Raw genomic sequence first — 23,733 nt, 5'->3', positions numbered from 1 at the left:
GTGGTTCGGGGCCGCTGTCACGCCGGGTCGGCGAAGGCCAGCAGCGCGCGCATGTTCCGGGCGACCACACCCCGGGTGCCCGGATACCTGCTCAGGTCCTGGATCGTGTCCATGCAGGACCGCCAGGACAGCGCCCGCAGGACGATGCCGGTGGGCCGGGCGCGTTCGAGTTCCGCCGCCAACCGCTCGCGGGGGTGCAGGTCGGCCCAGGCGTCGAGGTACGCCGTGGTGAGCCGGTCGAGGATGGACTGCCGCTGCGGATGCTCCTCCAGGGCCGGGTCCCGGTGCACCATGGTCAGTGAGCTCAGCGGGTTGGCCAGGACACTCTCCGCCCAGTCGAGCAGGACGACGTCGTCCTCCCGGATCAGGACGCAGTCCCGCCAGAAGTCGGTGTTCTGGAGGACCTCGGGAAGGCCGAGCCCGGCGAGGTCGGCGCAGAGGTCGGCGAAGCGGGGCAGGTAGCCGACCAGCCGGCGGTGCTCCTCCGGGGTGAGCGCTGTCGCGTCGTCCAGCAGCAGCACCCGGTGGTCGTCGGCCAGCTCGGCGAGCAGGTCCGGCAGGACCGACAGCCGCCGGTCGGGTACCCCCAGCTCGGCCAGCTCCGCCCCGGCCGGCACCAGCGCGCGCTGCAGACGCGCGTAGCGGGTCACCGCCGCGGCGTAGGTGTCCAGGTCGTCGAGGTCGTCGAGGTCGTCGCCGACCAGCCGGTAGGGCCCGATGTCGTCGGTCAGCAGCCACCGCCGTTCGGGGTCGTGCGCCAGCACCGTCGGCACGATGCCGGGGGCGTGCCGGTGCAGGAGGTCCACCAGGGCCGGCTCGTGCCGGAACGACGGCGTCGCCGACTTGAACCAGACCGCGCCACGGTCGGTGGGCAGCCGGCTGGTGTACGAGTACGGCGAGCTGACGAACTGCTCCACCGGACCGGTCGGGACGTGTCCGGCCGCACGGGCCCCGGCGGTGATCCACTCGCTGGCGGCGGTGCGCCATCCGGCGTCGGCCCAGGGCTGGGTCAGCAGCGGGTCGGCACCGGGCGTCCGGCTGGCCGCCCAGTCGGACAGCACCGCGCGGTGCTCCGCGACCGTGAGGGGAAGGTCGGCCAGTTCGTCGGGCTTCACCCACCGGGTGTCCGGGGACGGCACGCCGGTGCCCTCCCCGGACGCGGTGGCCAGGTAGCCGTAGGCGAGGCCGTCGTGGGTCAGTTCCCACGCCCGGCCGTCGATCTCCACCGCGACTCCGTACCGGTCGGCGAGGTCGGCGACCACCCGGTGGGCGATGCTGTCCGCGTGCGCCGGCAGGCTCCAGCCCGAACCGTCGCGGACCAGCAGCACGGCCTGGTGGGACCGCTGGGTCACCACCGAGTAGCTCTCCGGCGAGCCGGTCATCGTGCGGCGTCCTCTCGGTCGGCCCCGATCAGGGCGGAGACATGGTCGGGCCGCGGATCGCGGCGGAACCCGGCCAGGGTGACCGGAACCTGGTGCCGGTCCCGCAGCGCGGTGACGAACCGCAGAGCCAGCAGCGAGTCGCCACCGGCGTCGAAGAACGACTCGCCGTCCCGCGGCGGTCTGCCGAGCAGTTCGGTCCAGAGGCCGACGACCAACGCCGACACCGGGCCCACGGCTCTGGCGGGCACCTCGCCCGTGGGGTCCGCCGGCGGGGTGGCGCCGGTCGCGGCCGGCACCGCCGGCAGCGCGCCGTCCGGCCGGTCGACGAAGAGTTCCAGCACCTCCGCGTACCGCCGGGCCCAGGCCCGCACCGCCTCGTCCGACATCGCCCGCTCGTCGTACTGGAGGGTGAGGCGCAGCCCCGGCTCATCCGGGAGCACATCCACGTCGACCGCCAGGCGGAACGCGACGTCCACCGTCGCCTCCCGCTCGGCGACCACCCGGGACCGGCGCGGGTCGGTGGAGCGCAGCGACGAGAAGTCCGTGAAGTTGAAGAACACGTCGAAGAGCGGGCCACCCCCCAGGTCCGACTCGATGTCGGCAAGCGGCACGAGGTGATGGCCGATGAGGTCCCGTTCGGCCTGCCAGGCACGCACGGCGTTGTCCAACGGGCTCGCCGCCGCCAGCGGGAACCGGACCGGCAGGGTGTTCAGGAAGAGCCCCAGGGTCCGGTCCGCGCCGTCCTCGCCCGGGCGCACGCTGCACACCAGACCGGTCACGACGTCGTCGACGTGGTCCGTCTCGCCGACCACCCGGGCGTGCGCGGCCAGCAGCACCGACTTCAGCGGCAGTGCGTGCCGGGCGGCGGCGTCCCGGAGTCGGGCGGTCAGGTCCGCGCCCAACCGGACGGTGTGCCGCCCGGTCAGGCAGGGCACGTCGTCAGTGGCGCGCGGCGCCGGACGGAACCCGGCGAGCACCGTACGCCAGTAGCGCCGGGACTCCTGGTCCTCGCGCGCCCGCCGTTCGAGTTCGACCAGACGCCGGGGCGGCATGGGGGACGGGCCCGCCGTCCGCCCGGACGTGCCGCGCGCCTCGTCGTAGCGCTCCAGCAGCTCGTCGATGAGCAGGTGCAGGCTCCACCCGTCCAGCGCGGCATGGTGGTGCGAGACGATCAGTTCGAACTCCTGCTCGTCCAGGTCCAGTGCCCGGATCCGCAGCGGCGGGCCGGCGCACGGGTCCACGTCGTCCCCGCGCTCCCTGGTGAAGGCGTCCGCGGTGCGGGTCTCGCGCTGCTGCGGCGGAAGCCCGCGCAGGTCCTCGTGGGTCAGGGGCACGACCGCGCTGGCGTGCACCAACTGGAGCGGCTCCCGGAAGCCGGCCAGGTCGAAGGTGGTCCGCAGCGCCGGGTGCGCGGCGACCAGGCCGTCGACCGCCCGGCGCAGCGCCGGCAGGTCCAGCGCCGCCGCCACCCGATGACCGGTCACCACGTGGTACGTGTGCCGCTCGGCCGTCAACCTGCTGTGGTAGAGCATCCCCAGCTGCAGGGCTGTCATCGGGTACGCGTCCCGCACGCCCTCGGGCAGCCGGGCCCGGTCCTCCTCGTCGATCAGCGACACCGGTGCGACGTCGGCCACCGCCTCCTCGCTCAGCGCCAGCTCACCGTGCCGGACCAGCTCCCGGATCGTCTGGTGCCGGAAGACGTCACGCAGCGGGAAGCTCACCCCGCGCTTGGCGGCCGCGGCGCGGACCCGGATGCCGCGGATCGAGTCGGCCCCGATCTGGAAGACGTTGTCCTCCACCCCGATGCGGGGGATGCCGAGGACCTCCTGCCAGACCTCGACCAGGATCTCCTCGGCCCGGTTCGCCGGCGCCGCGTACGGGCCGGCGGCACCGGTGTCCGGGGCCGGCAGTGCCGCCCGGTCCAGCTTGCCGTTGCGGTTCAACGGGATGTGGTCGATGAGTTCCACCGAGTCGGGCACCAGGTGGGCGGGCAGCCGGTCGGCCAGCCAGTCGCGCAGCGCCGGACCGGTGACCGCGTCGCCACGGACCGCCGGCGCCGGGGTCACCGTGGCCCGGTACTGCGGTCGGAAGGCGCACAGGTTGTATCGATCGGTGCCGGTGAGCAGGCTGTCCTGCTCCAACAGCACCTCGAACCCGTGGGACCGCAGAAGCTTGGTGACCTGGTCGCCCCGGCCCCGGGTGGGCCCGTCCTGGGCGTCGTGCACCTCCATCGCCACCTGCTGCACGAGCGCCCAGTGCCGGTCCTCGATCCCGAGCAGGACGTCCAGCTCGGCACGCTGCACGTCGATCTTGAGCAGGTCGATCCGGTCGATGCCCTGCTCGTCGATCACCTGGGACAGCGACCGCAGCCGGCACCGCTGCTCGGTCGCGGCGAACCGGTCGTCCAGCAGGTCGTCGAGGTTGTCCAGCAGGTCGGCGCCGCCCGCCGGTGCGCTGTCCCGCTCGTTGTTCAGGTACTGGCGTACCACCTGCTTCTCGGCGTCCGGGTCGGCGTAGTCCCGCTGACCGGACATCATCGAGTAGCCCGGGTAGTAGGTGAAGGTGGTCTCGCCCTCCCGGTCCGACAGGCCGTGGTCGAACAGGTGCACCTCGCCGCCCGCCGGCTCCAGGTTCTGCCGCAGCGCGGCGAAGACCGGGGCCACCGGCTCGAAGGCGTACAGCCGCGCGTCCGGCACGAGGGTGCGGACGAAGAGCGAGAACACCCCGATGTTGGCGCCCACGTCGAGGACCACGGCCCCCGCCGGCAGGGTGACCCCGCCCCGCAGGTACGTCTCCTGGGTGAAGATCTCGTCGTACAGGTAGCGGGTCTCGTGCGGGTTGATCCCGACGAGCTGGTCCGGGTCGACGCCCCGGCTGCCCGGCACCGCGTACGCGACCAGGCGTCGCTGCGTACCCTCGCCGTGGGTGGTGACCGCCGCCGCGCGGACGCCGGGATGCTGGCGCAGCGCGTGCGAGATCTCCGCCGGCTCGATCCGCAGCCCGCGCACCTTGATCTGGTCGTCGATCCGCCCGAGGTAGTCGAGCCGACCGTCCGGGCGGAGGCGAACCAGGTCACCGGTGCGGTACGCCCGGACCCGCTCGCCCGTCGGACCGTCCAGGGTGACGAAGTGCCGGGACGTGGCCGGCTCGTCGTGCAGGTAGCCGACGGCGAGCTGGCCACCGGTCACCAGCAGCTCACCCGGCGCGCCGATCGGCAGGGGCCGGCCGGCCGGGTCGGCGACGAAGACCGCGACGCCGGGCAGCGGGCGGCCGATCGTCGGGCCGCCCTGCGGGGTGACGGTCGCCGCGGTGGTGTCCACCGTGCACTCCGTCGGGCCGTACAGGTTGACCGACCGGACGCCGTCGAGCGCGGCCAGCTCGTGCCAGAGCGCGTCGTCGATCGCCTCACCGCCGACCAGCAGCAGGCCGGGCAGGGAGTCCCCCGGCCGGCGTGCGTCGAGGAGCAGTCGCAGGTGGGAGGGGGTGGCGTCGAGGACGTCCACCTCGTACCGCGCCAGGTGGGCCAGCAGCCCGGCCGGGTCGTGCCGGACGTCCTCGGCGATCGGACAGAGCGTGTGCCCGCCGGCGAGCTGGATCAGCTGCTTGATCGACGCGTCGAAGGTGGCCGGGGCGTTCACGCTGACCCGCAGCGGTCGCTCCGACCCGCCGTACACCTCGTCGGCGAGGGCGTGCCACAGCCGTGCGACAGCGCCCTGCTCGACCAGCACCGGCCGGGGAGTGCCGGTCGAACCCGAGGTGAAGATGACGTAGGCCGGGTCGGTGGGGCCGACCCGGGGAGCGGGTTCGACAGTGACCGCCACGGCGACGCGCGGGACCGGGACCGCGGCGAAGCCGTCGGGCAGGGCGACCGCCCCGCCGACCACCGCCGTGGCTCCCGCCAGCCGCAGGAGGTCGTGCAGCCGGGAGGCCGGCTGCTCCGGGTCCAGCGGCACGTAGGTGCCGCCGGCACGCAGCACACCGGCGAAGGCGACCACGGTGCGCCAGGTCCGGTCCACCAGCACCGCCACCCGGTCACCGGGTCGCACCCCGGCCCGGATCAGCGTCCCCGACAGCTCCTCGGCGCTCGCGTCGAGTTCGGCGTAGCTGAGCACGTCGTCGCCGTCGACGACGGCCGGACGGCCCGGCTCCGTACCACGGATGCCGTCCCCCACCACCTGCTGGAGCGTGGCCGCGGTGTCGGCACGGTTGGCCGGCCCCGCGCCGAGCCGGGCGATCGCGGCGAGCTCCGCAGGACCGACGAGCTGGTCGCCGGCGTGGTCACCGGCCACCGTCCGCAGGGCGAGCGTCACCGCGTCGCAGAGCCAGCCGGGGTAGTCACCGCCGGCCCGGGCCCGCACCCGCAGCTCGACCCCGCTGTCGGTGACCAGGCAGTCGAGGTGCAGGGCGGCCAGCGGGGCCGGGGCGTCGACAGTGCCGTCCGCGTCAGCGGGCGCGGAAGACGTGGCGAAGCTCGCCGCGCAGACCGCCGGGTCCGCCAGACCCGGCAGCACCTCGGTGTCGAGGTTCTCCCCCACCGGCAACGCGACGGCGACCGCCTCGTACCGGCCGAGCGGACCGACCACCGTCCGGGTGCCCGCCAGGTCCCGACCGTCCCGGTAGCGGGCCACCACGATCCGCGCCGGATCCGGGCCGACGTAGCGGGCGAGGACCGTCACCCAGGCGTGCAGGACCAGGTCCTCCACCGTCGACTTCGCGTCGGCGGCGCGCCCGGCCAGCCGGGCCGCGAGATCGCCCTCCAGCGTCACGGCCGCACCGGCGCCGGTCGCCGTGGCCTGCGGAAGCGCCGGAACGGTCAGCCCCGCGACGGTGCCGGCGGAGCGGGGCAGGTCCTGCTCCAGCTCCCACTCGGACACGTCGATGAACTGCAACCGGTCCTCGTCGTCGGGCAGCTCGCCGCCCGCGAGCTGGATCCCCAGCTCCGTTCCGACGACGCGCAGACTCTCCGGGTCCAGCGCGACGGGGTCGGCGTACAGGGTGAGAGCGCCCTCCTCGTACACCGCCGCCACCGGCCGCTGGCACCAGTCCCACCCGGCGTCGGGCGCGGACCGCGACACCTGCGGCCGGTGCTCCTCCGGCACCTGCTGGAAGGGCTCGTGCCGGGGGTCGGCGGTGATCCGCAGACGCAGCGCCTCATGCCGATCGCTCAGCCGGTCGAGCGCCTCCTGCGCGTCGGCCTGCGTGGTCCCGGCCGGCAGCGCGAACCGCGCCCGCAGCGGCGCCAGGTCCACTCCCGACCGGGCGCTCCACCACTGACGCTGCGCCGGGGAGAGCTGGTAGCTGTCGGCCGTCACTTGGTGGAACCTCGATTCACGTAGAGATCGGACATCGCGACGAGGATCCGGCGGTCACCCTCGAACGGCTCCCGGCCGTGCGTGGCGAGGAAGTTGTCGACGATGAGCACGTCCCCGGAACGCCAGGGGAAGCGCACGGAGTTGTCGCGGTACAGGTCGCCGACGAGGCGTACGACCTCGTCGTCGATCACCTCGCCGTCACCGAAGTACGCGTTGCGCGGCAGACCCGCCATGCCGTACTCGCTGAGCAGCGCCGACGACACGTCCGCCGGGAGGTTCGTGAGATGGAACAGGTGGGCGTGGTTGAACCAGACCGTCTCGCCGGTGCGGGGATGCACGGCGGTGGCCTGCCGTACGGCGGTGGTCCGCAGACCGTCGCGGCCGATCCACTCGAACTCCGTGCCCGAGTCGCGGCAGTACGCCTCCACCTCGGCGCGGTCCGTGGTCTGGAACACCTGCTGCCACGGCAGGTCGAGTTCCTCGCTGTAGTTGCGCACGTAGCGCACGCCGTGCCGGAGGAACCGGTCCCTGATCTCCGTGGGAATCAGCGGGAACACGGTCCGTTCGCTGGCCAGCGGGGTGGCGCCCTGGGTACGGGAGGGCACGTCGCAGTAGAAGTAGAGCAGGCTCGGCCAGTTGTGCGAGTACGACATCTCGTGGTGCAGCGGGATCCACTGGTCCGCCGCCATCTCCGTCGAGGTGAAGACGCCGGGCGCCACCTCGTCGCGGGGCGCCGCCCGTTCCAGGTAGTCCAGCAGGGTGGGGCTGATGCCCCGGGCGCAGGCGCCGAAGCCCTCCGGACCGGGTACCAGGAAGCCGCGGAACAGCACGGCACCGAACCGGTCGAGGTCGGCCCGGATCTCGTCGCGGTGGCCGTCGATCCACCCGCGCAGGTCCAGGCCCGGCCCGCCGGCCTCCAGCACCAGCCCGAACTCCTCGGCCAGGGTGCTGCGTCGCACGGTGTCGGTGCCGCCCCGGGTACGGCGCCGGGGCCCGGCGCTCGGCGCGGTCACGACCGACCCGCCACGGAACGGTGCGCGTCGGTCATCGCGGCGAGGATGCGACGGGGGCCGGTGTAGCTGTCCCGCGCGTGTGCCACGAGCATGTTCTCCACCACCAGCACGTCACCCCGCTGCCAGTCGAAGGAGCGCGTCTCGGCCTCGTACGCCCGGTGCAGTTCGTCGAGGGTCTCGGCGGTGATCGGCGCGCCGTCGCCGTAGTAGGTGTGGTACGGCAGTCTCTCCTCGCCGAGGGAGTCCAGGAGGTCGTTGCCGACACCGGAGGGCATCGAGAGCACGTGGAAGAAGTGCGCGTGGTTGAACCAGGTGGCCTCGCCGGTCACCGGGTGTCGATGCACGGCCGGCCGGGTCTGCGTGGTGCGCAGGCTTCCGTCACCCGACCATTCGCAGGTGATGCCGTCCCGTTCGCAGTGGTCCTCGACGACGGCGGGGTCGTCGGTCTGGAAGGCCTCCTGCCAGGAGAGGCTGATGCCGGGGATGTAGTTGCGGACGTACCGCACGCCGGTCTCCTCGAACCTGGCGCGGGTGGCCGCGCTCAGCCGGGTCAGCACGCGACGGCTGTCCGCCAACGGCGTACGACCGCCGGTGTCCGGCGGGGTCTCGCAGAAGAAGGAGATCCGCATCGGCCAGTTCAGGGTGTACGACTGTTCGTTGTGCGGCAGGATCCGCTCACTGGCCGGGTGCTCGGTCGAGGTGTAGACCTTGTCGCCGATCACCTCGCTGCGCGGCGACGAACGCTCGCCGTAGCTGAGCACCTCGTCGGAGAGCGCGCCGATCGCGTCGTGGAAGGCGGTCGCGTCGGGGACGGCGAACCCCCGGAACAGCACCGCACCGCAGCGGCGCGCCAGGTCGTCGACCAGGTCCCGGTTCGCGCCGATCCACCCGGCGAGGTCGGTCAGCGGTTGCCGGCTGCGGACCAGGGCGGGCAGGCCGTCTCCCTGCCAGTCCTCGCTGACGGACACGGCTTCCTGGCGGCGCTGCCGACGCGGGATCGGCGGTGCCGTCGATGCGTGGTCACCCATTTCTCTTCCTTCTTGCTAGTGGTCCCTGCGCCGGTCGGGCGGCCTGGAGGTCCCCGATCGGCCGCTCCGGAGCCGCGGCGGCGGCCGCGAGCACGGTCACGAAACGCTGGTGCAGCCGGCTGATCGTGGTGGGCCGGAAGAGCCGCGTCGGGTAGGTCCACACCGCCTCGACGCCGTCCTCGCTCTCCTCCAGCCAGAGGGTCAGGTCGAGGCGGCTGTGCCCGGCGGTCACCTCGCGGCCGCGCAGCCGCAGCCCGTCCGCGACGAACGTGGGCGCGGCCTCGGTCCGTACGCCGAACGCGACCTGCACGAGCGGGTTGCGCCCCTGGAGCCGGGGTGGCCGCACGTGCTCCACCAGGCGGTCGAACGGCACGTCCTGGTGCCGGGTGGCGACAAGCGTGTTCTCCCGGATCGAGCCGAGCAGCTCGGTGAAGGTCGCGGCGGCGGCCAGGGGTGTCCGCACCGGCAGGATGTTGACGAAGCAGCCGATGTGGGCCTCGTCCTCCGCGCTGGTCCGTCCGGCGAAGGCGGTGCCGACGAGCAGGTCGTCCCGACCGCACCAGGCGCCGAGGGTCAGCCCGAACGCGCCCAGCCCGACCATGTAGAGGGTGGCCGCGTGCTGGCCGGCGCACGCGCGGGCGGCGGCCGTCAGGGCGGGGTCGAGGGCTTGGCGGTGCTGCCGGCCGGGGGGCTCGGCCGCGTCGGGTGGCGGGGCGTCGACCGGCAGGTCCAGCACGGTGGGTGCGCCGCGCACCGCCGCCGCCAGCCGCTCGGTCGCGACGGCGGCCCCTGTCTCCGCGCTCCACCGCCGGTGCCGGCGCGCGGCAGCCAACGGGCCGCCGGGCGGTGGCGTGTCGGTGGTCGTGCCGGCGAGCTGCCGGCCGAGGTCGCGGACGAGCAGCCCGAGCGACCAGCCGTCGAAGACGATGTGGTGCAGGGTCAGGGCCAGGACCAGCGGGGTGCCGTCGCGGTGCACGACGTGTGCCCGCAGCGGCCCCGGACGGTCGATAGGCACCGGGCGGGTGGCGTCGGCCGCGGCGATGTCCCGGGCGCGTGCGGTCGGGTCCTCGCCGGGGGCGAGGCCGACGACGGAGACGGTGGGTGCGGGCTCGCGGGCGACGTGTTGCACCGGATGGCCGTCGGCGTCCGCGACGAATGCGGTGCGCAGAGCGGCGTGCCGGGCGACCACCGCGCGCAGCGCGTCGGTGAGGCGCTCGACCGACGCCACACCGGTCACCTCCACCAGCACGCTGATCAGGTACGACGTGTCCTGCGGGTCCAGTTCCTGAAGGAACCAGAGCCGGTGCTGCGCCGGGGTGAGCGGGCCGGCCGCCGGGTCCCCGTCGTCGCCGGTCGGGTCGGCGGCGGTCGGGGCGCCGTCGACGGCGGCGCGCAGCGTCGCCAGGGTGGGATTGTCGAACAGCAGGGTGTACGGGACCTGACGGCCGCAGACCTGTCTGACCCGTACGGCGAAGCGCACCGCCGAGAGGGAGTCGCCTCCGTTGGCGAAGAAGTCGGAGTCCACCTCGGGTGTCGTCCCGACGAGTTCGCGCCAGATGTCGGCCACCGCCGTACCGACCGCGTCGGGCGCGCCACGGGGGGCGGCGGTCTCCCAGCGGGGGGCGGGCAGCGCGGCCCGGTCCACCTTGCCGCTCGGTGTGCGCGGCAGACCGTCCTGCCAGACGATCACCGTGGGGACGAGCTGCGACGGGAGTGTGGCGCGCAGGTGCCGGAGCACCGCTTCGGTGTCGCCGGCGCCGCCCGCGAGCGCGACGACGTAGCCCGCGAGGCGGTTCTCCCCGGACGGGCCGGTGACCACTGTCGCCGCCGCCGCCCGGACCCCCGGCGCGAGGTGCAGCGCGGCGGACACCTCGCCCAGCTCGATCCGGTAGCCGCGGACCTTGACCTGGTCGTCGGTGCGGCCGATGTAGTGCAGCGTGCCGTCCGGGTCGCGGCGGACCCGGTCACCGGTCCGGTACATCCGGTCGCCGGGCCGCGGCGAGTGGGGGTCGGGCAGGAAGGCCGCGGCGGTCTCCCGGGGGCGGCCCAGGTAGCCGCGGGCCAGGCCGGCGCCGGTCAGGAACAGCTCACCCTCTGCGCCGTCGGCCACCGGCCGCAGGTCCGCGTCCAGCACGTGGGCCCGGGTGCCGGGCAGCGGCGCGCCGATCGGCGGTTCGCCGGCGGCACCGGGGACCAGCTCCGCCCAGGTGGAGTAGGTGGTGTCCTCGGAGGGGCCGTACAGGTTGCAGACCCTCCGCACCTGCGGGGTCCGCCAGAGCGCGGCGGCCAGCGCCGCCGGGAACCGCTCGCCGGCGAGGCAGACCGTCCGCACGGACGCCGGCAGCGCGTCAGCGGCCAGCAGCTCGCTCATCGCCGAGGGCACGGTGTTGACCAGACGCACCCCGACGTCGGGTGGCAGGTGCACGAGTTCGAGCACATTGTCGACCAGGACCATCCGGCCACCTGCGGCAATGGTGCCGAATATCTCGAACACCGAGAGATCGAAGCAGACCGAGGTGGCAGCCAGCACTCCGTCGAGATCGCCGGTGAACGTCTCCGCCGCCCAGGCCGCCAGCGCCTGTGCCGACCGGTGTTCGATGGCCACACCCTTCGGGCGGCCGGTGGAACCCGACGTGTAGATCAGATAGGCGACCTCCCGGGGCGATGTCGCCGGCATTTGCGCAGGTCCACAAGGGACATCTGATGATTCGAGGTCAGCGACGTCGAATGTCCGAACGCCGGCGGAAAGAGTGGGTGCGCTCGAACTGTCGACAATGACAATTTCGGCGCCTGAATCGAGCAACATCATATTTAACCGCTCCGGCGGATAATCCGGATCCAGCGGCAGATATGAACACCCATTCTTGAGAACGCCGAAAAGCGCGCTGACGAGTTCCGGAGTTCTGCGTAGGCAGACGCCGACGACGGAACCGGGGCGTACCCCGGCGCGAGCAAGGCCCTGCGCCAATCGACCGGAGCGTTCCTCCAACTCCCGGTAGCTGACCTGCCGCCCTCTCCAGTGGATGGCCGGCGCGTCGGGAGTCCTCGCAGCCCACAGCGGCAGGGCCGCATGCAGCAGCCCGCTGCCGGGTCGGGTGACCGGAGCCGACCGGGTGCGGTGGGGCCGAGGGCGTTCGGCGGCCTCCCCGGCCACCGGGGACGGCGTCGACGGGCTCTGTGCGGACACGTCCGAGCGCATAAATCCCCCCTCCCCCGATAGGTTTCCTCGCCCGCGAGCGAACTGGACCTTAGTGGAAGCCCAGTACCTTGTCAGCCCCAGATATGGGCGGCCGGATCGTCGACGAAGCCAGGACTAGGCGTGTCATGAGAGATGTGCTTAACTAGGCGACCGTTGGCTCCCGAGTGGATGACGAGTCACGGTGCGCGGGGATCTGCGACCGGTCCGTGGGGACTGGGGAGTCGCGCCGCCGACGTGCTGAGCAGCATCGACGACGGTCCTTCTCAGGGCCTGATCCACTGATCGAACACGGGGGAACACGGTGCGGGGGACCTTGCGGTGAGGAGTTTTCTGTCCGTCGGCGAACGCTTCGTCCGGCAGGTCGCGGCCCGACCCGACGACACCGCCGTGGTCGACGGCACGCGCCGACTGACGTACGCCGAACTGCACGCCCGGGCGCGCGGGGTCGCCGACCTGCTGACCTGCGGCGGGGTCCAACCCGGACACCTGGTCGGCACCGCCTTCGCCCGCTCGGCCGACGCGGTCGTCGCCATGGTCGGGGTCATCCTCGCCGGAGCCGCCTACGTGCCGCTCCGACCCGGCGATCCGCCCACCCGGCTGCGCCGGATCGCCGCCATGTGTGACATGTCCCATGTGCTCTGCGACGGGCCGGACGTCGCGGACCTCCGCGCCGCGCTGTCCGACCGGTGCGCCGTCGTCGAGGTCGGCGCGGTACCGCCGGCCGGCACCGCCGGCGACGACGCGGTCCCGGGTACGCCCACCAGCCTGGCCTACGTGATGTTCACCTCAGGCACGACGGGCACCCCGAAGGGGGTCATGGTCGAGCACCGGGGCGTGCTCCGGCTGGTGACGGAGACGGACTACCTGCCGTTCGGCCCCGAGCAGCGGTTCCTGCACGCCGCCGCGCCGGAGTTCGACGCGGCCACCTTCGAGGTGTGGGGTGCCCTGCTCAACGGCGCCAGCCTGCACGTCGTCGGGGACGGGACGCTGCTGGTGCCGAACGCCCTGGCGGCGACCCTGCGGGAGCAGGGCGTCACGGTGGCCTGGTTGACCGCGCCGCTGTTCCACCAGATCGTGGACGAGGCGCCCGCGACCCTCGCGCCGCTGCGGATCCTCGTCACCGGAGGGGACGTGGTCTCGCCCGCCCACGTCCGCCGGGTCCGGGCCGCCGTCCCGCACCTGACCGTGCTCAACGGGTACGGGCCGACCGAGAACACCACCTTCACCACCGTGTACGAGGTCCCGGCCGAGGTGCCCGAGCCGCTGCCGATCGGCCGGCCCATCGCGGGCACCACGGTGCTGGTGGCCGACGACTCGGGCAGCCCGGTGCCGGACGGTACCGAGGGGGAGCTGTACGTCGGCGGCGAGGGACTGGCCCGTGGCTACCTCGGTGAGCCGGAGCTGACCGCGACGCGCTTCGTCGTCTGCGACGGCAGGCGGTGGTACCGCTCGGGTGACCGGGCGACCCGACTCCCCGACGGCACGATCCTCTTCCACGGGCGCGCCGACGACCAGGTGAAGATCGCCGGTCGACTCGTCGACCCCCGGGAGGTCGACGCGACGCTCTCCCGGCTCCCCGGGGTGCGGTCGTCCTGGACGCGGGTCACCGGCGACTCCGGCGCCGACCGCCGCCTGGTCTCGTACGTCGTCGGCCACGTCACCCCGCAGGAGGTGCGGGACGGCCTCCGCGCGCAACTGCCGGCGTACCTCTGCCCGCAGCACGTGGTGGTCGTGCCGCGCCTGCCGCTGACCGTCGCCGGCAAGGTCGACTGGCGGGCGCTGCCGGACCCGACCGAGTCCGACGCCGACCCGGACGGCGGACACCGGCTCGCGCCGGACCACCGCGCCCTTGCCGACCTCTGGGTCGAGGTGCTCGGCGTCCGCCTGGACACGATCACTCCGCAGTCGACGTTCGTCGGGCTCGGCGGTGACTCGCTGGGCTTCGGCCGCCTGGCGGCCCGGATCTCCCGGCAGGCAGGTGTCGACGTACCCCTGGCCGACCTGATGGGGGCGGCGGACCTGGCGGCCATGGCCGAGGTGGTGGCCGCGGCGCCCCCCGCCGGTGAGGTGCCGGCCGACGGCCCGGCGACCGACCAGCTCCACCCGGCCCAACGCGCCCTCTACAGCCGGTGGCTGACCGACCCCGGGTCACTCGCCTACAACGTGCCGTTCCGGGTCCGCCTCGACGGCGCGGTGCGGCCGGAGCGGCTACGCGCCGCCCTGACCTCGGTGGTCGCCCGCCACGACGCCTTCCACGGCCGGTTCGCGCTGACGCCGGAGGGACCGCGCTGGCGCCGCACCGGGGCGGCGACGCCGCCGTTCGAGTACCGCGCCGAACCGACCGGGGACGAGGAGAGCACCTTCGTCCGTCCGTTCGACCCGGCGCTGGAGCCCCTCCCCCGTGCCCTGCTCGTCCGGCTCGGGCCGACCCGGCACCACCTCTATCTCGACGTGCACCACGTGGTCTTCGACGGGGTGTCGCTCCGGGTGCTGGTGGAGGACCTGCTGGCCGAGTACGCCGGGCGGACGCCGCCCGGCCCGGCGGGCTCCTACCGCCGGGCCGCCGACCGGTACGCGCGGCGGCTGCGGACCGACCCGGACGGCGACGAGGCGTACTGGCTCGCCCAGTTCCGCGACCCGCCGGCCCGGCTGGCCCTGCCGTACGACCGGCCGCCCGGCCCGCGCCGCGACGACAGTGGGGCGGTCGTCCGACGGTCCGGTGGCGCCGCCCGGCTCGGTCGGGTCCAGGCCGCCGCCCGTCGGCACGGCAGCCGCACCTTCACCGTCCTGCTCGCCGCCTACGTCACCCTGCTGGCGCGGCTCACCACCGCCACTGAGGTCGCGGTGGGGGTGCCGGTGCACGGACGCGACGGGGCCGGCGAGGACCGGACCGTCGGCATGTTCGTCAACACCCTCTGCCTGCGCGTCCCGCTGCGCCGCGGGATGACCGTCGCCGAGCTGGTCCGCGAGGTCGACAGGCGCAGCCGCGAGGCCATCGCCCACCAGGGATACCCGTTCGACGTGCTGGTGGACCGGCTCGGCATCCACCGCGACCCGGCCCGGACGCCTATCTTCGACGCCTTCTTCGCCCTGCAGAACCTCGACTTCTACGAGTTCGAGGTCGGTGGGCTGCGCGCCTCGGTCGACCTGCTGCCCACCGGGTGCTCCCGCTTCGACCTCAACCTCCAGGTGCACCAGCGCCCCGACGAGCTGGTCGTCGACCTGGAGTACGCGACCGCGCTCTTCACCGCTGCGACGGCGAACCGCCTGGTCGAGCGGTACGTGGCCGTGCTCGACGAGGTGACCGGACCGGACGACGTCGCGGTGCGACCGGCCGAGGCCGTACCGGTACCGCCCGACCTGCCCACCTTCGACTTCGAGCGGTGCTGACCATGGCGAGCGACAACGACACCGGGCCGGCCCTGCTGCCCCGCGACCTGCTGCCCACCGGTGGATCGCCCCGGTACGCGGAGATCGACCGCGCCCACCCCGGCGAGGTCGGAGACGGGCTGTCCCGGCTGACCCGCGGCGACGCCGTCCTCACCCGGGTGGTGGCGCTGACCACCGCCGCGATCGTCCTGGCCCGCTCCACCGGCCGGCGTACGGTCAGCGTGCTGACCGCCGACCCGTCCGGCCTCGCGGGCGGCGCGGTGCCCGTGACGGTGCCGGTGGTGGTCACCGAGCCGATCGCCCGTCTGCTGGTCGCCACCCGGGAGGCGCTGCGGGGAGTGCTGGTCGGGTCGCCGGCGGACGGCCCCGCGGTCACCGACCTCGCGGTCGGGGTGGACGGTGACCTGCCGTTCGAGACCGCGGCGGCGGCCGGTGCGACGCTCCACCTCGCGGTTCGCACCGACGATCCGTCCACCGTGCGGCTCACCTACCGTGCCGACCTCTTCCTGGCCGGCACCGCCGAACGCCTGCTCGACACCTTCGGGGCCGCCGTCGCGGCGGCGGCCACGGACGTGCACTCGCCCGTCGCGGCGGTGTGCGGGCCGACCTCGGCCGACCGGGACCTGGTGGCGGCGGTCAACGAGACCGCCGCGCCCTTTCCCGACCGTGCCGTCCTGCACGACTTCCTGCCCCGGCAGGCGCGGGACCGGCCGGCGACGCTGGCCGTCCTCGACGCGGACCTGACCTACGCCGACCTCGACCGGCGGGCCAACCAGCTCGCCCACCGCCTGCGGGACCGGGGGATCGTCCGGGGCGACGTGGTGGGCATCTGCCTGGGCCGGTCGGCGGAGTTCATCGTCGCCGCGCACGCCATCCTCCGGGCGGGTGCGGCCTACCTGCCGCTCGACCCGGAGACGCCGCGCGACCGCGCCACGGCGATGCTCGACCGCGCCGGCTGCCGGCTCGTGGTGGTGGACAGACGCACCGGGGAGGCGCCGCCGCCCGCCGTGGAGAGGGTCGACGTCGACGACGCCACGGTGTGGGCGGGTCCGGTCACCGACCCGGCGGTCCCGGTCGGCCCGGACGACCTCTGCTACGTCATCTTCACGTCCGGCTCGACCGGGCGTCCGAAGGGTGTCGGGGTGAGCCACCGCGCGGTGGTGAACCGGATCGCCTGGATGCAGCGGGCCCACCCGCTGGCCGCCGGGGACGTCATCCTGCACAAGACCTCCACCAGTTTCGACGTGTCGGTGTGGGAACTGTTCTGGTGGTCGTTCGCGGGCGCCGCGGTGGCCTGCCTGCCGAACGGCGACGAACGCGATCCGGCGCGGATCGGCGCCTGGATCGACAGGTACGGCGTGACCACCATGCACTTCGTGCCGGCCATGCTCCACGGCTTCACCCAGCACCTGGCCACCGGCGGGGACGACACCCGGCTCGGCACCCTGCGGCAGGTCTTCGCCAGCGGTGAGGCGTTGACCGCCGGCCAGGTCGCCGCCTTCCGCGCGGAGATCGGCAAGCGCTGCGACGCCACCCTGACCAACCTCTACGGCCCGACCGAGGCCGCCATCGACGTCAGCGTCCAGGACTGCACCGATCTGCCGCTGGACCGGCCGGTGCCGCTGGGACGGCCCATCGACAACATCCGGCTGTCCGTGCTGGACCCGACCGGCGCGCCGACGCCGGTCGGCGTACCCGGCGAACTGCACATCGCCGGCGTCGGCCTCGCCCGTGGCTACGTCAACGATCCGGCGCTGACCGCGGCGGCCTTCGTGCCCGACCCGACGGGCACCGGCGAGCGGATGTACCGCACCGGGGACCTCGCGCGGTGGCGGTCCGACGGCTCGCTGGAGTTCCTGGGGCGCATCGACGGTCAGGTCAAACTGCGGGGCTACCGGATCGAACTCGGCGAGATCGAGCACGTCGCGGGCCGGGTGGCCGGGGTCGGACGGTGCGTGGCGTTCGTCCGCGGCGACGGCGACAACCCCACCCTGGTCCTCTGCCTCGTCGCCGGCGGCGAGGTCGACGTGGACGAGGTACGGGCGCGGCTCGCCGCGGCGCTGCCCGCCTACATGGTGCCGTCGTCGATCACCGTGGTGCCGGAGATCCCCACCACGGCCAACGGAAAGCGGGACCTGGCGGCGCTGACCCGGCTCGTACGGGTCGCGGAGGAGACCCGCTGGGAGGCGCCGCGAACGCCGCGCGAGCAGTTGCTGGCCGAGGTCTGGCGGACCGCGCTCGGCCGGGACCGGGTGGGCATCCGGGACAACTTCTTCAGCCTGGGCGGCGACTCGATCCGGTTCATCACCGTGCTCGCCGCGCTCCGGGCCGCCGGCCTCGACCTGAGCTTCCAGGAACTGTTCGCCCATCCGACGATCGCCGAGCTGGCCGAGTTGGTCCGCCCGTACGAGGTGGAGGCGGACCGGGCGACCGAGCCGTTCACGCTGCTCGCGCCGGCGGACCGCGCGCTGCTGCCGCCCGAGGTGGAGGACGCGTACCCGCTCGGCGCCCTTCAGGCCGGCATCCTCTACGACGTGGCCACCGGGGAGGACGACCTCTACCACGACGTGGCCACCTTCCGGGTGGCCGGCGGGTTCGACGAGGCGGGCTTCCGGCGTGCCCTGGACCAGGTGGCCCGGCGGCACCCGATGCTGCGGACCTCCCTGCACACCGAGGGGTTCAGCGAGCCGGTCCAGCTGGTGCACCGCGACGCCCGGCCGGAGCTGTCGGTGGTGGACCTGCGGGGCCGGGCCGACGCGGACTGGGAACGGACCGTGGCCGACGTGGCGCGGGTCGAGCTGGGCCGGCCGATGCGACCCGGGCAGCCCGACCTGTTCCGGGTGATCGTGCACCGGCGTGAGGACGAGTTCTACCTGCACCTGAGCTACCACGCGGCAGCCCTCGACGGGTGGAGCGTCAGCACGGTCATCCGGGACCTCTTCCGCGCCTACCTGGGCGCCGACGACACCGTCGAGCCCGGCGCGCACCCCGGGTACGACCGGTTCCTCGCTCTGGAGCGGGCCGCGGTCGCCGACGAGGGGCAGCGTGCCTTCTGGCAGCGTCTGCTGGCCGGCAGCACCCCGACCCAGCTGCCCCGGATCGGGACCGGCGCGGGCGTGGACCGTCCACGCCTGGTCATGCGCGACGTGCCGCTACCGGACGGCCTGTCGGCCGCGGTGGTGCGGCTGGCCGGCGAGCTGCGGGTGCCGGTCAAGTCCGTCCTGCTCGCCGTGCACGTGGCCGTGCTCGGCTTCGTGACCGGCACCGAGGACGTGCTGACCGGCTACGAGCACAGCGGACGCGCCGAGGAGCCCGGCGGCGAGTCGGTGGCCGGCCTGTTCCTCAACACGGTCCCGGTACGCCTGCGCTGCGCGGGAGGCAGTTGGGCCGACCTGGTCCGTGCGGCGTACGCGGCGGAGACGGAGCTGCTGCCGTACCGGCGGTACCCGATGAGCCGGATGATCCAGGACCAGCGCCGCCGCGAGCCGTTGTTCGAGGCGGTCTTCAACTTCACCCACTTCCACGTCCTGCGGGAGCTGCGCGACTCGTGGGGCGTGCGGTTGAGCCGCACCGCCATCTTCAGCCGCACCGGCTTCCCGTTCCGGGCCGAGTTCTGGCAGGACGGCGTGACCGACGAGCTGGGCTTGGCCCTGCACCACGACGGGCGCCAGTTCGACGACGAGCAGATGGGCCGGTTGGCGGGTTACTACGTACGGGCGCTGGAGCTGGCCACCGGCACGCCGCAGGCCGACCTGAGCGCCCGGACCCTGATGTCCGGGTCGGAGTTGCGCTTCGTCACCGCCGAGCACCAGGGCGCGGTGCGGGAGTTGCCGGACCGGACGGCAGTCGACGTGATCGTCGACCGGGCCGGCGAGCGGCCGGACGCGGTGGCCGTGAGCTGCGGGGCCGACCACCTGGACTACGCCGCGTTGGAGCGCCGCTCCGCGCAGGTCGCCGACCTGCTGGTCCGTTCCGGGGTGCGGCCCGGGGACGTGGTGGCGGTGCCGATGCGACGCGGTCTCGACTGGGCGGTGGCCGTGCTCGGGGTGCTGCGCTGCGCGGCTGTCTACCTGCCGCAGGAGCCGGACGACCCGACCGAGCGCCTGCGCGCCATGCTGACCCGGACCCGGGCGCGGCACGTGTTGACCTCCGGGGACCTCGTCGCGCGCCTCGGGCCGCTGGGCGGCGGCACCGACGAGCCGCGAATCATCGCCGTCGAGGGGGCGTTCACCGACGCGGCGGCGCGGACCACGCCGGCGCCGCGCGGCCCCCGCCCGGATGACCCCGCGTACGTCATCTTCACCTCCGGCTCCACCGGCGAGCCCAAGGGCGCGGTGCTGCGGCACAGCGGCATGCTCAACCACCTCGCCGCCAAGATCGAGGACCTCGGTCTGACCGCCGTCGACCGGGTGTCCCAGGTCGCCCCCCAGTGTTTCGACATCTCCGTGTGGCAGCTCCTGGTGGCGTGGCTGGTCGGTGGTCGAACCGTCGTCTACGACGACGCGGCCGTCACCGACCTCGGTGGCTTCGCGGCGCGGCTGCGGGCGGACCGGATCACCGTCGCCGAGACCGTTCCGTCCTACCTGGACGCCCTGCTCGCGGTGGCCGGTGACGCCCCGACGCCACTGCCGGACCTGCGCTGGATGCTGGTCACCGGGGAGGCGTTCCCGCCCCGACTCACGCACCGGTGGTTCGCCCGCTACGACGTGCCGTTGGTCAACGCGTACGGGCCGACGGAGGCGTCCGACGACGTGACGCACCACGTGGTGCGGGGACCGGTGGACGGCGACCGGGTGCCGGTGGGCACCCCGGTCCGCAACACCGGTATCCACGTCACGGGCCCGGACGGCCGGCTGCTGCCGGTGGGCACCTTCGGCGACGTCGGGGTCACCGGCGCCGGGGTGGGTCTCGGCTACGTCAACGACCCGCAGCGCACCGCCGCCGTCTTCGTGCCCAACGCGTACGACGACCTGTCCCCCGTGCTCTACCGCACCGGCGACATCGGGCGCTGGCTGCCCGACGGCACGTTGGACGTCGCAGGCCGCAGCGACCACCAGGTCAAGATCAGGGGCTACCGGGTCGAGCTGACCGAGGTGGAGGCCGCCCTCGCCGCGCAACCGGGCGTCGCCAACCCGGTGGTCGTCGTGGACCGAGCGGCCGAACGGCACCGGCTGGTGGCCTTCCACACCGGCACGGCGGCGGAGAACGACCGGACGGTGCTGGCCGGCCTGGCGGCCCGGCTGCCGCACTACATGATCCCGGATCTGGTGCTCCGGTTGGAAGCCCTCCCGCTGACCGCGAACGGCAAGGTGGACCGCCGGGCTCTCACCGGGCTGGTGCCGACCGGGCAGCCGGACGCCCGGCGGGAGCCGCCGGCGACCCCCGCCGAGGCCGAACTGGTGCGCGTCTTCGCCGAGGTGCTCGACCTGCCCGTCGGGCAGGTCGGCGCCACCGACAGCTTCTTCGAACTGGGCGGGCACTCGCTGGCCGCGATGCGGGTGGCCGCCCGGTTGGGCGACGCCGGCCTGGTCGCCGAGCTGACCCACCACCCCGACGCCCGCGCCCTCGCCGGACGGCTGGCGTCGACCCGGGCGAGCCGGCCACTCCTGGTCGACATCGCGTCCATCAGCCGCAGTCCGGTGGCCGGAGACGACGCCCTCGTGTACGTCCCGTTCGCGGCGGGCGGTCCGATCAGCGCCCTGCAGATCGCCCGGGCCGCCGCCGCGCTGCCCCGCCCGGCTCGCACGTACGCCGTCGACCTGCCCGGGCGCTCCGCCGACGACCGGCGGGCGCACCCCGGGGTGGCCGCCCTGGCCGAGCGCGCCGCCGGGGCGCTGGTGGCCGAGGTGCCCGGCGAGATCATGCTGGTCGGTCACTCCGCCGGGTGCGCGCTGGCCCTGGCCACCGCGCTCGCCCTGCAACGCCGGGGCCGACCGGCCGGACGACTGGTGCTGATCGGCAAGGTGCTCGGCGAGTACGACCGCACCGGACAGGCCGACGACGTGCTTCCGCTCAGTGACGACGAGGCGGTCGACTGGCTCGTCGGGCACACCGGGTTCGCCTGGGCCGACGTGTTGGACGAGAGTGATCGGCGGGAGATGGCTGTCGCCCTGCGGATGGACCTGGTGGCCTCCCGGGCCTACCTCGCCGAGGCGCTGCGCGAACCGGCGGCGCACCGGCTCGACGCCCCGACGACGGTGCTGCTCGCGGCCGACGACCCGGTGACGGCGGGGCACACCGACCGGGCCGCCGACTGGCGGGAGCTCATCGCCGACGTGCAGATCGTCGAACTTGACCACGGCGGCCACTACCTGCAGGCGACCCGTCCCGACGCCGTGGCCGCCGCCGCCCGAGGGGCGGCCGGACGTGACCGGCCGGTGCCGAACGACAGCGGAGAGGATGTGAGCACCGAATGCCAGTCCGGCCGCCGCTGACCGGGACGATCGCCCGGCAGTACGTCGAGCTGCCCGACCTGTTGCCGCACGCGAGCACCTTCGTCAAACTCGAAGGCCTCACGGTGACCGGCTCCATCAAGCACCGCACCGCGCTCGCCATGATCGACGCCCTGGAGGCCGAGGGTCGGATCGGCCCCGGATCGCACCTGATCGAGTCGACCTCCGGCAACCTCGGTGTCGCGCTGGCCTCGATCTGCGCCGCCCGCGGCTACCGGATAACCCTCGTCACGGACCCGAACACCAACCCGCAGTCGGTCCGCTACATGCGGGCGCTCGGTGCCGACATCGTCGTCGTCGACCGTCGCGACGACAACGGTGGCTACCTGCGCAACCGGATCGCCTACATCCACGAGGCGCTGTCCCGTACGCCGTCGCTGGTCTGGCCCAACCAGTACGCGAACCCGGCGAACGCGGCGGCGCACCAGTGCAACACCGGCCCGGAGATCGTGGCGGAGTTCGGGCTGCCGGACTGGCTGTTCGTCACCGTCGGCAGCTCCGGCACGCTGATGGGTCTCGCCGCCCACCTGCGGGAGATCTCGGCGCCGACCCGGCTGGTCGCCGTGGACGCGGTCGGTTCGGTGATCTTCGGGGGCCGGGCGAGCAAGCGCTGGCTCCCCGGCGCCGGGGCCAGCCGCCTGCCCGAACTGTTCCGGGACGACGACTCCTTCCACAAGGTGGTGGTGTCGGAGGCGGACGCGATCCGGCTCTGCCGACAGATCGCCAGCCGCTACGGTCTGCTGCTCGGCGGATCGTCCGGGCTCGCCCTCGCCGGAGTGCTCACCGTCGCCCAGCTGATCGAGGCGGACAGCCGGGTGCTGGTGATCTCACCGGACATGGGCGAGCGCTACCTCGACAACATCTACTGCAACGCCTGGGTGCGGCGTCACTTCGGTCCCGACGTCGTCGGTGACTGACATCTTCCGGTACGACGAAAGGACCTTTCCCGCGATGACTGACTTCGCCGTGGTGTCCCGCTCCGTGGTGGACGAGGTGCTGGACGGTCACGAGGACGCCGTCCTGGACCGCGTGCGTGACGCGTACCTGGCCCACGCGGCGGGTCGGACGGTGAACCCGGACAGCTACTTCCTGCGGTTCCCCGACAAGCCCGACTCGCGCATCATCGCCCTGCCCGCCTTCGTCGACGGCGACGAGCCGACCGTCGGTATCAAGTGGATCTCCAGCTTCCCGGCCAACCGGTCGCTGGGGTTGCCCCGGGCCTCGGCGGTCCTGGTGCTGAACGACTACCGGACCGGCGTTCCGGTGGCCGTGCTGGAGAGCGCCCGGATCAGCTCCGCGCGAACCGCCGCCTCGGCGGCCCTCGCCTGCGACCTGCTCGGCGGCCGCGCCGCCGGCAGCGTGGGCGTGGTCGGCTGCGGGGTGATCTCCCGCGAGACGCTCGGCTTCCTCGCCCACGTGGGTGTGCCCATGGACGACGTGCGGTGCCACGACACCGACCGGGCCGCCGCGGAACGCTTCGCCGCCGGTCTGCGGCAGGGCGTCGTCGCCTCGGCGGCAACCGCCGACGAGGCGCTGGACGCCGACGTGGTGGTGCTGGCCACCACCGCGCTCACCCCGCACATCGGGCCGGAGCGACGGTTCCGGGCCGGCCAGATCGTGCTGCACCTGTCCCTGCGCGACCTCGCCCCCGAGGTGCTGCTGGCGGCGGACAACGTGGTCGACGACATCGACCACTGCCTGAAGGCCAACACCTCGCCGCACCTGGCGGAGCAGCTCACCGGGAACAGGGACTTCGTCAACGGCGACATGGCGGCCCTGCTGGAGGGCCGGGTCGTCCTCGACCCGGAGCGACCGAGCATCTTCTCGCCCTTCGGGATGGGCGTGCTCGACCTGGCCCTCGGTTCGTTCGTCCTGGCCGAGGCACGGCGCGGCGGCCGGTTGACGGTCGTGCCGGACTTCGCCGTCCCCGCCACCCGCGGCTGACCCGGCGACACCT

General features: G+C 73.8%; 9 protein-coding genes. 4 read left to right on the top strand and 5 right to left on the bottom strand.

Annotated features, from left to right (window positions below; translation table 11 throughout):
- Positions 1-17 precede the first annotated feature (17 nt).
- Genes ABZS77_RS04085 through ABZS77_RS04065 form a run of 5 tightly spaced genes read right to left on the bottom strand, consistent with a single transcriptional unit; the run spans position 18 to position 11,934 of the window.
- On the bottom strand, positions 18-1,382 hold the full coding sequence (locus tag ABZS77_RS04085) for a hypothetical protein (protein ID WP_354816741.1): 1,365 nt from the start codon (positions 1,380-1,382) through the stop codon (positions 18-20).
- Positions 1,379-6,694 carry an amino acid adenylation domain-containing protein gene (locus ABZS77_RS04080; protein WP_354816738.1) on the bottom strand — a complete coding sequence of 1,772 codons (5,316 nt, stop codon included), beginning with the start codon at positions 6,692-6,694 and terminating at the stop codon, positions 1,379-1,381. The genes ABZS77_RS04085 and ABZS77_RS04080 overlap by 4 nt, the downstream gene beginning before the upstream one ends.
- A complete protein-coding gene (locus ABZS77_RS04075; protein WP_354816735.1) occupies positions 6,691-7,707 on the bottom strand; it encodes a TauD/TfdA family dioxygenase in 1,017 nt (338 codons plus the stop codon). Before ABZS77_RS04075 ends, ABZS77_RS04080 begins: the two co-directional genes overlap by 4 nt.
- Entirely contained in the window at positions 7,704-8,735 is a 1,032-nt protein-coding gene (locus ABZS77_RS04070) for a TauD/TfdA family dioxygenase (RefSeq protein WP_354816732.1), read from the bottom strand. The genes ABZS77_RS04075 and ABZS77_RS04070 overlap by 4 nt, the downstream gene beginning before the upstream one ends.
- The gene (locus ABZS77_RS04065) at positions 8,728-11,934 is read right to left on the bottom strand and encodes an amino acid adenylation domain-containing protein (protein ID WP_354816729.1); all 3,207 of its coding nucleotides are present in this window, start codon (positions 11,932-11,934) and stop codon (positions 8,728-8,730) included. Before ABZS77_RS04065 ends, ABZS77_RS04070 begins: the two co-directional genes overlap by 8 nt.
- A 318-nt stretch (positions 11,935-12,252) precedes the next feature.
- Here ABZS77_RS04065 and ABZS77_RS04060 point away from each other — a divergent pair, with 318 nt between their 5' ends.
- Genes ABZS77_RS04060 through sbnB form a run of 4 tightly spaced genes read left to right on the top strand, consistent with a single transcriptional unit; the run spans position 12,253 to position 23,720 of the window.
- Complete coding sequence (locus tag ABZS77_RS04060) at positions 12,253-15,324, top strand: amino acid adenylation domain-containing protein (protein WP_354816726.1); 3,072 nt, start codon at positions 12,253-12,255, stop codon at positions 15,322-15,324.
- 2 nt (positions 15,325-15,326) lie between these two features.
- Positions 15,327-21,758 (top strand): amino acid adenylation domain-containing protein, encoded by a 6,432-nt coding sequence (locus tag ABZS77_RS04055; RefSeq protein ID WP_354816723.1) that lies wholly within the window; start codon positions 15,327-15,329, stop codon positions 21,756-21,758.
- A complete protein-coding gene (gene sbnA, locus ABZS77_RS04050) occupies positions 21,737-22,693 on the top strand; it encodes a 2,3-diaminopropionate biosynthesis protein SbnA (protein ID WP_354816720.1) in 957 nt (318 codons plus the stop codon). Before ABZS77_RS04055 ends, sbnA begins: the two co-directional genes overlap by 22 nt.
- Before the next feature lie 34 nt (positions 22,694-22,727).
- Complete coding sequence (sbnB, locus tag ABZS77_RS04045) at positions 22,728-23,720, top strand: 2,3-diaminopropionate biosynthesis protein SbnB (protein ID WP_354816717.1); 993 nt, start codon at positions 22,728-22,730, stop codon at positions 23,718-23,720.
- The last annotated feature ends 13 nt before the right edge of the window (positions 23,721-23,733 follow it).

It is taken from the genome of Micromonospora sp. NPDC005298 (assembly GCF_040607375.1).
GTDB lineage: Bacteria > Actinomycetota > Actinomycetes > Mycobacteriales > Micromonosporaceae > Micromonospora.
This window is presented reverse-complemented; position numbering and strand designations above follow the sequence as displayed.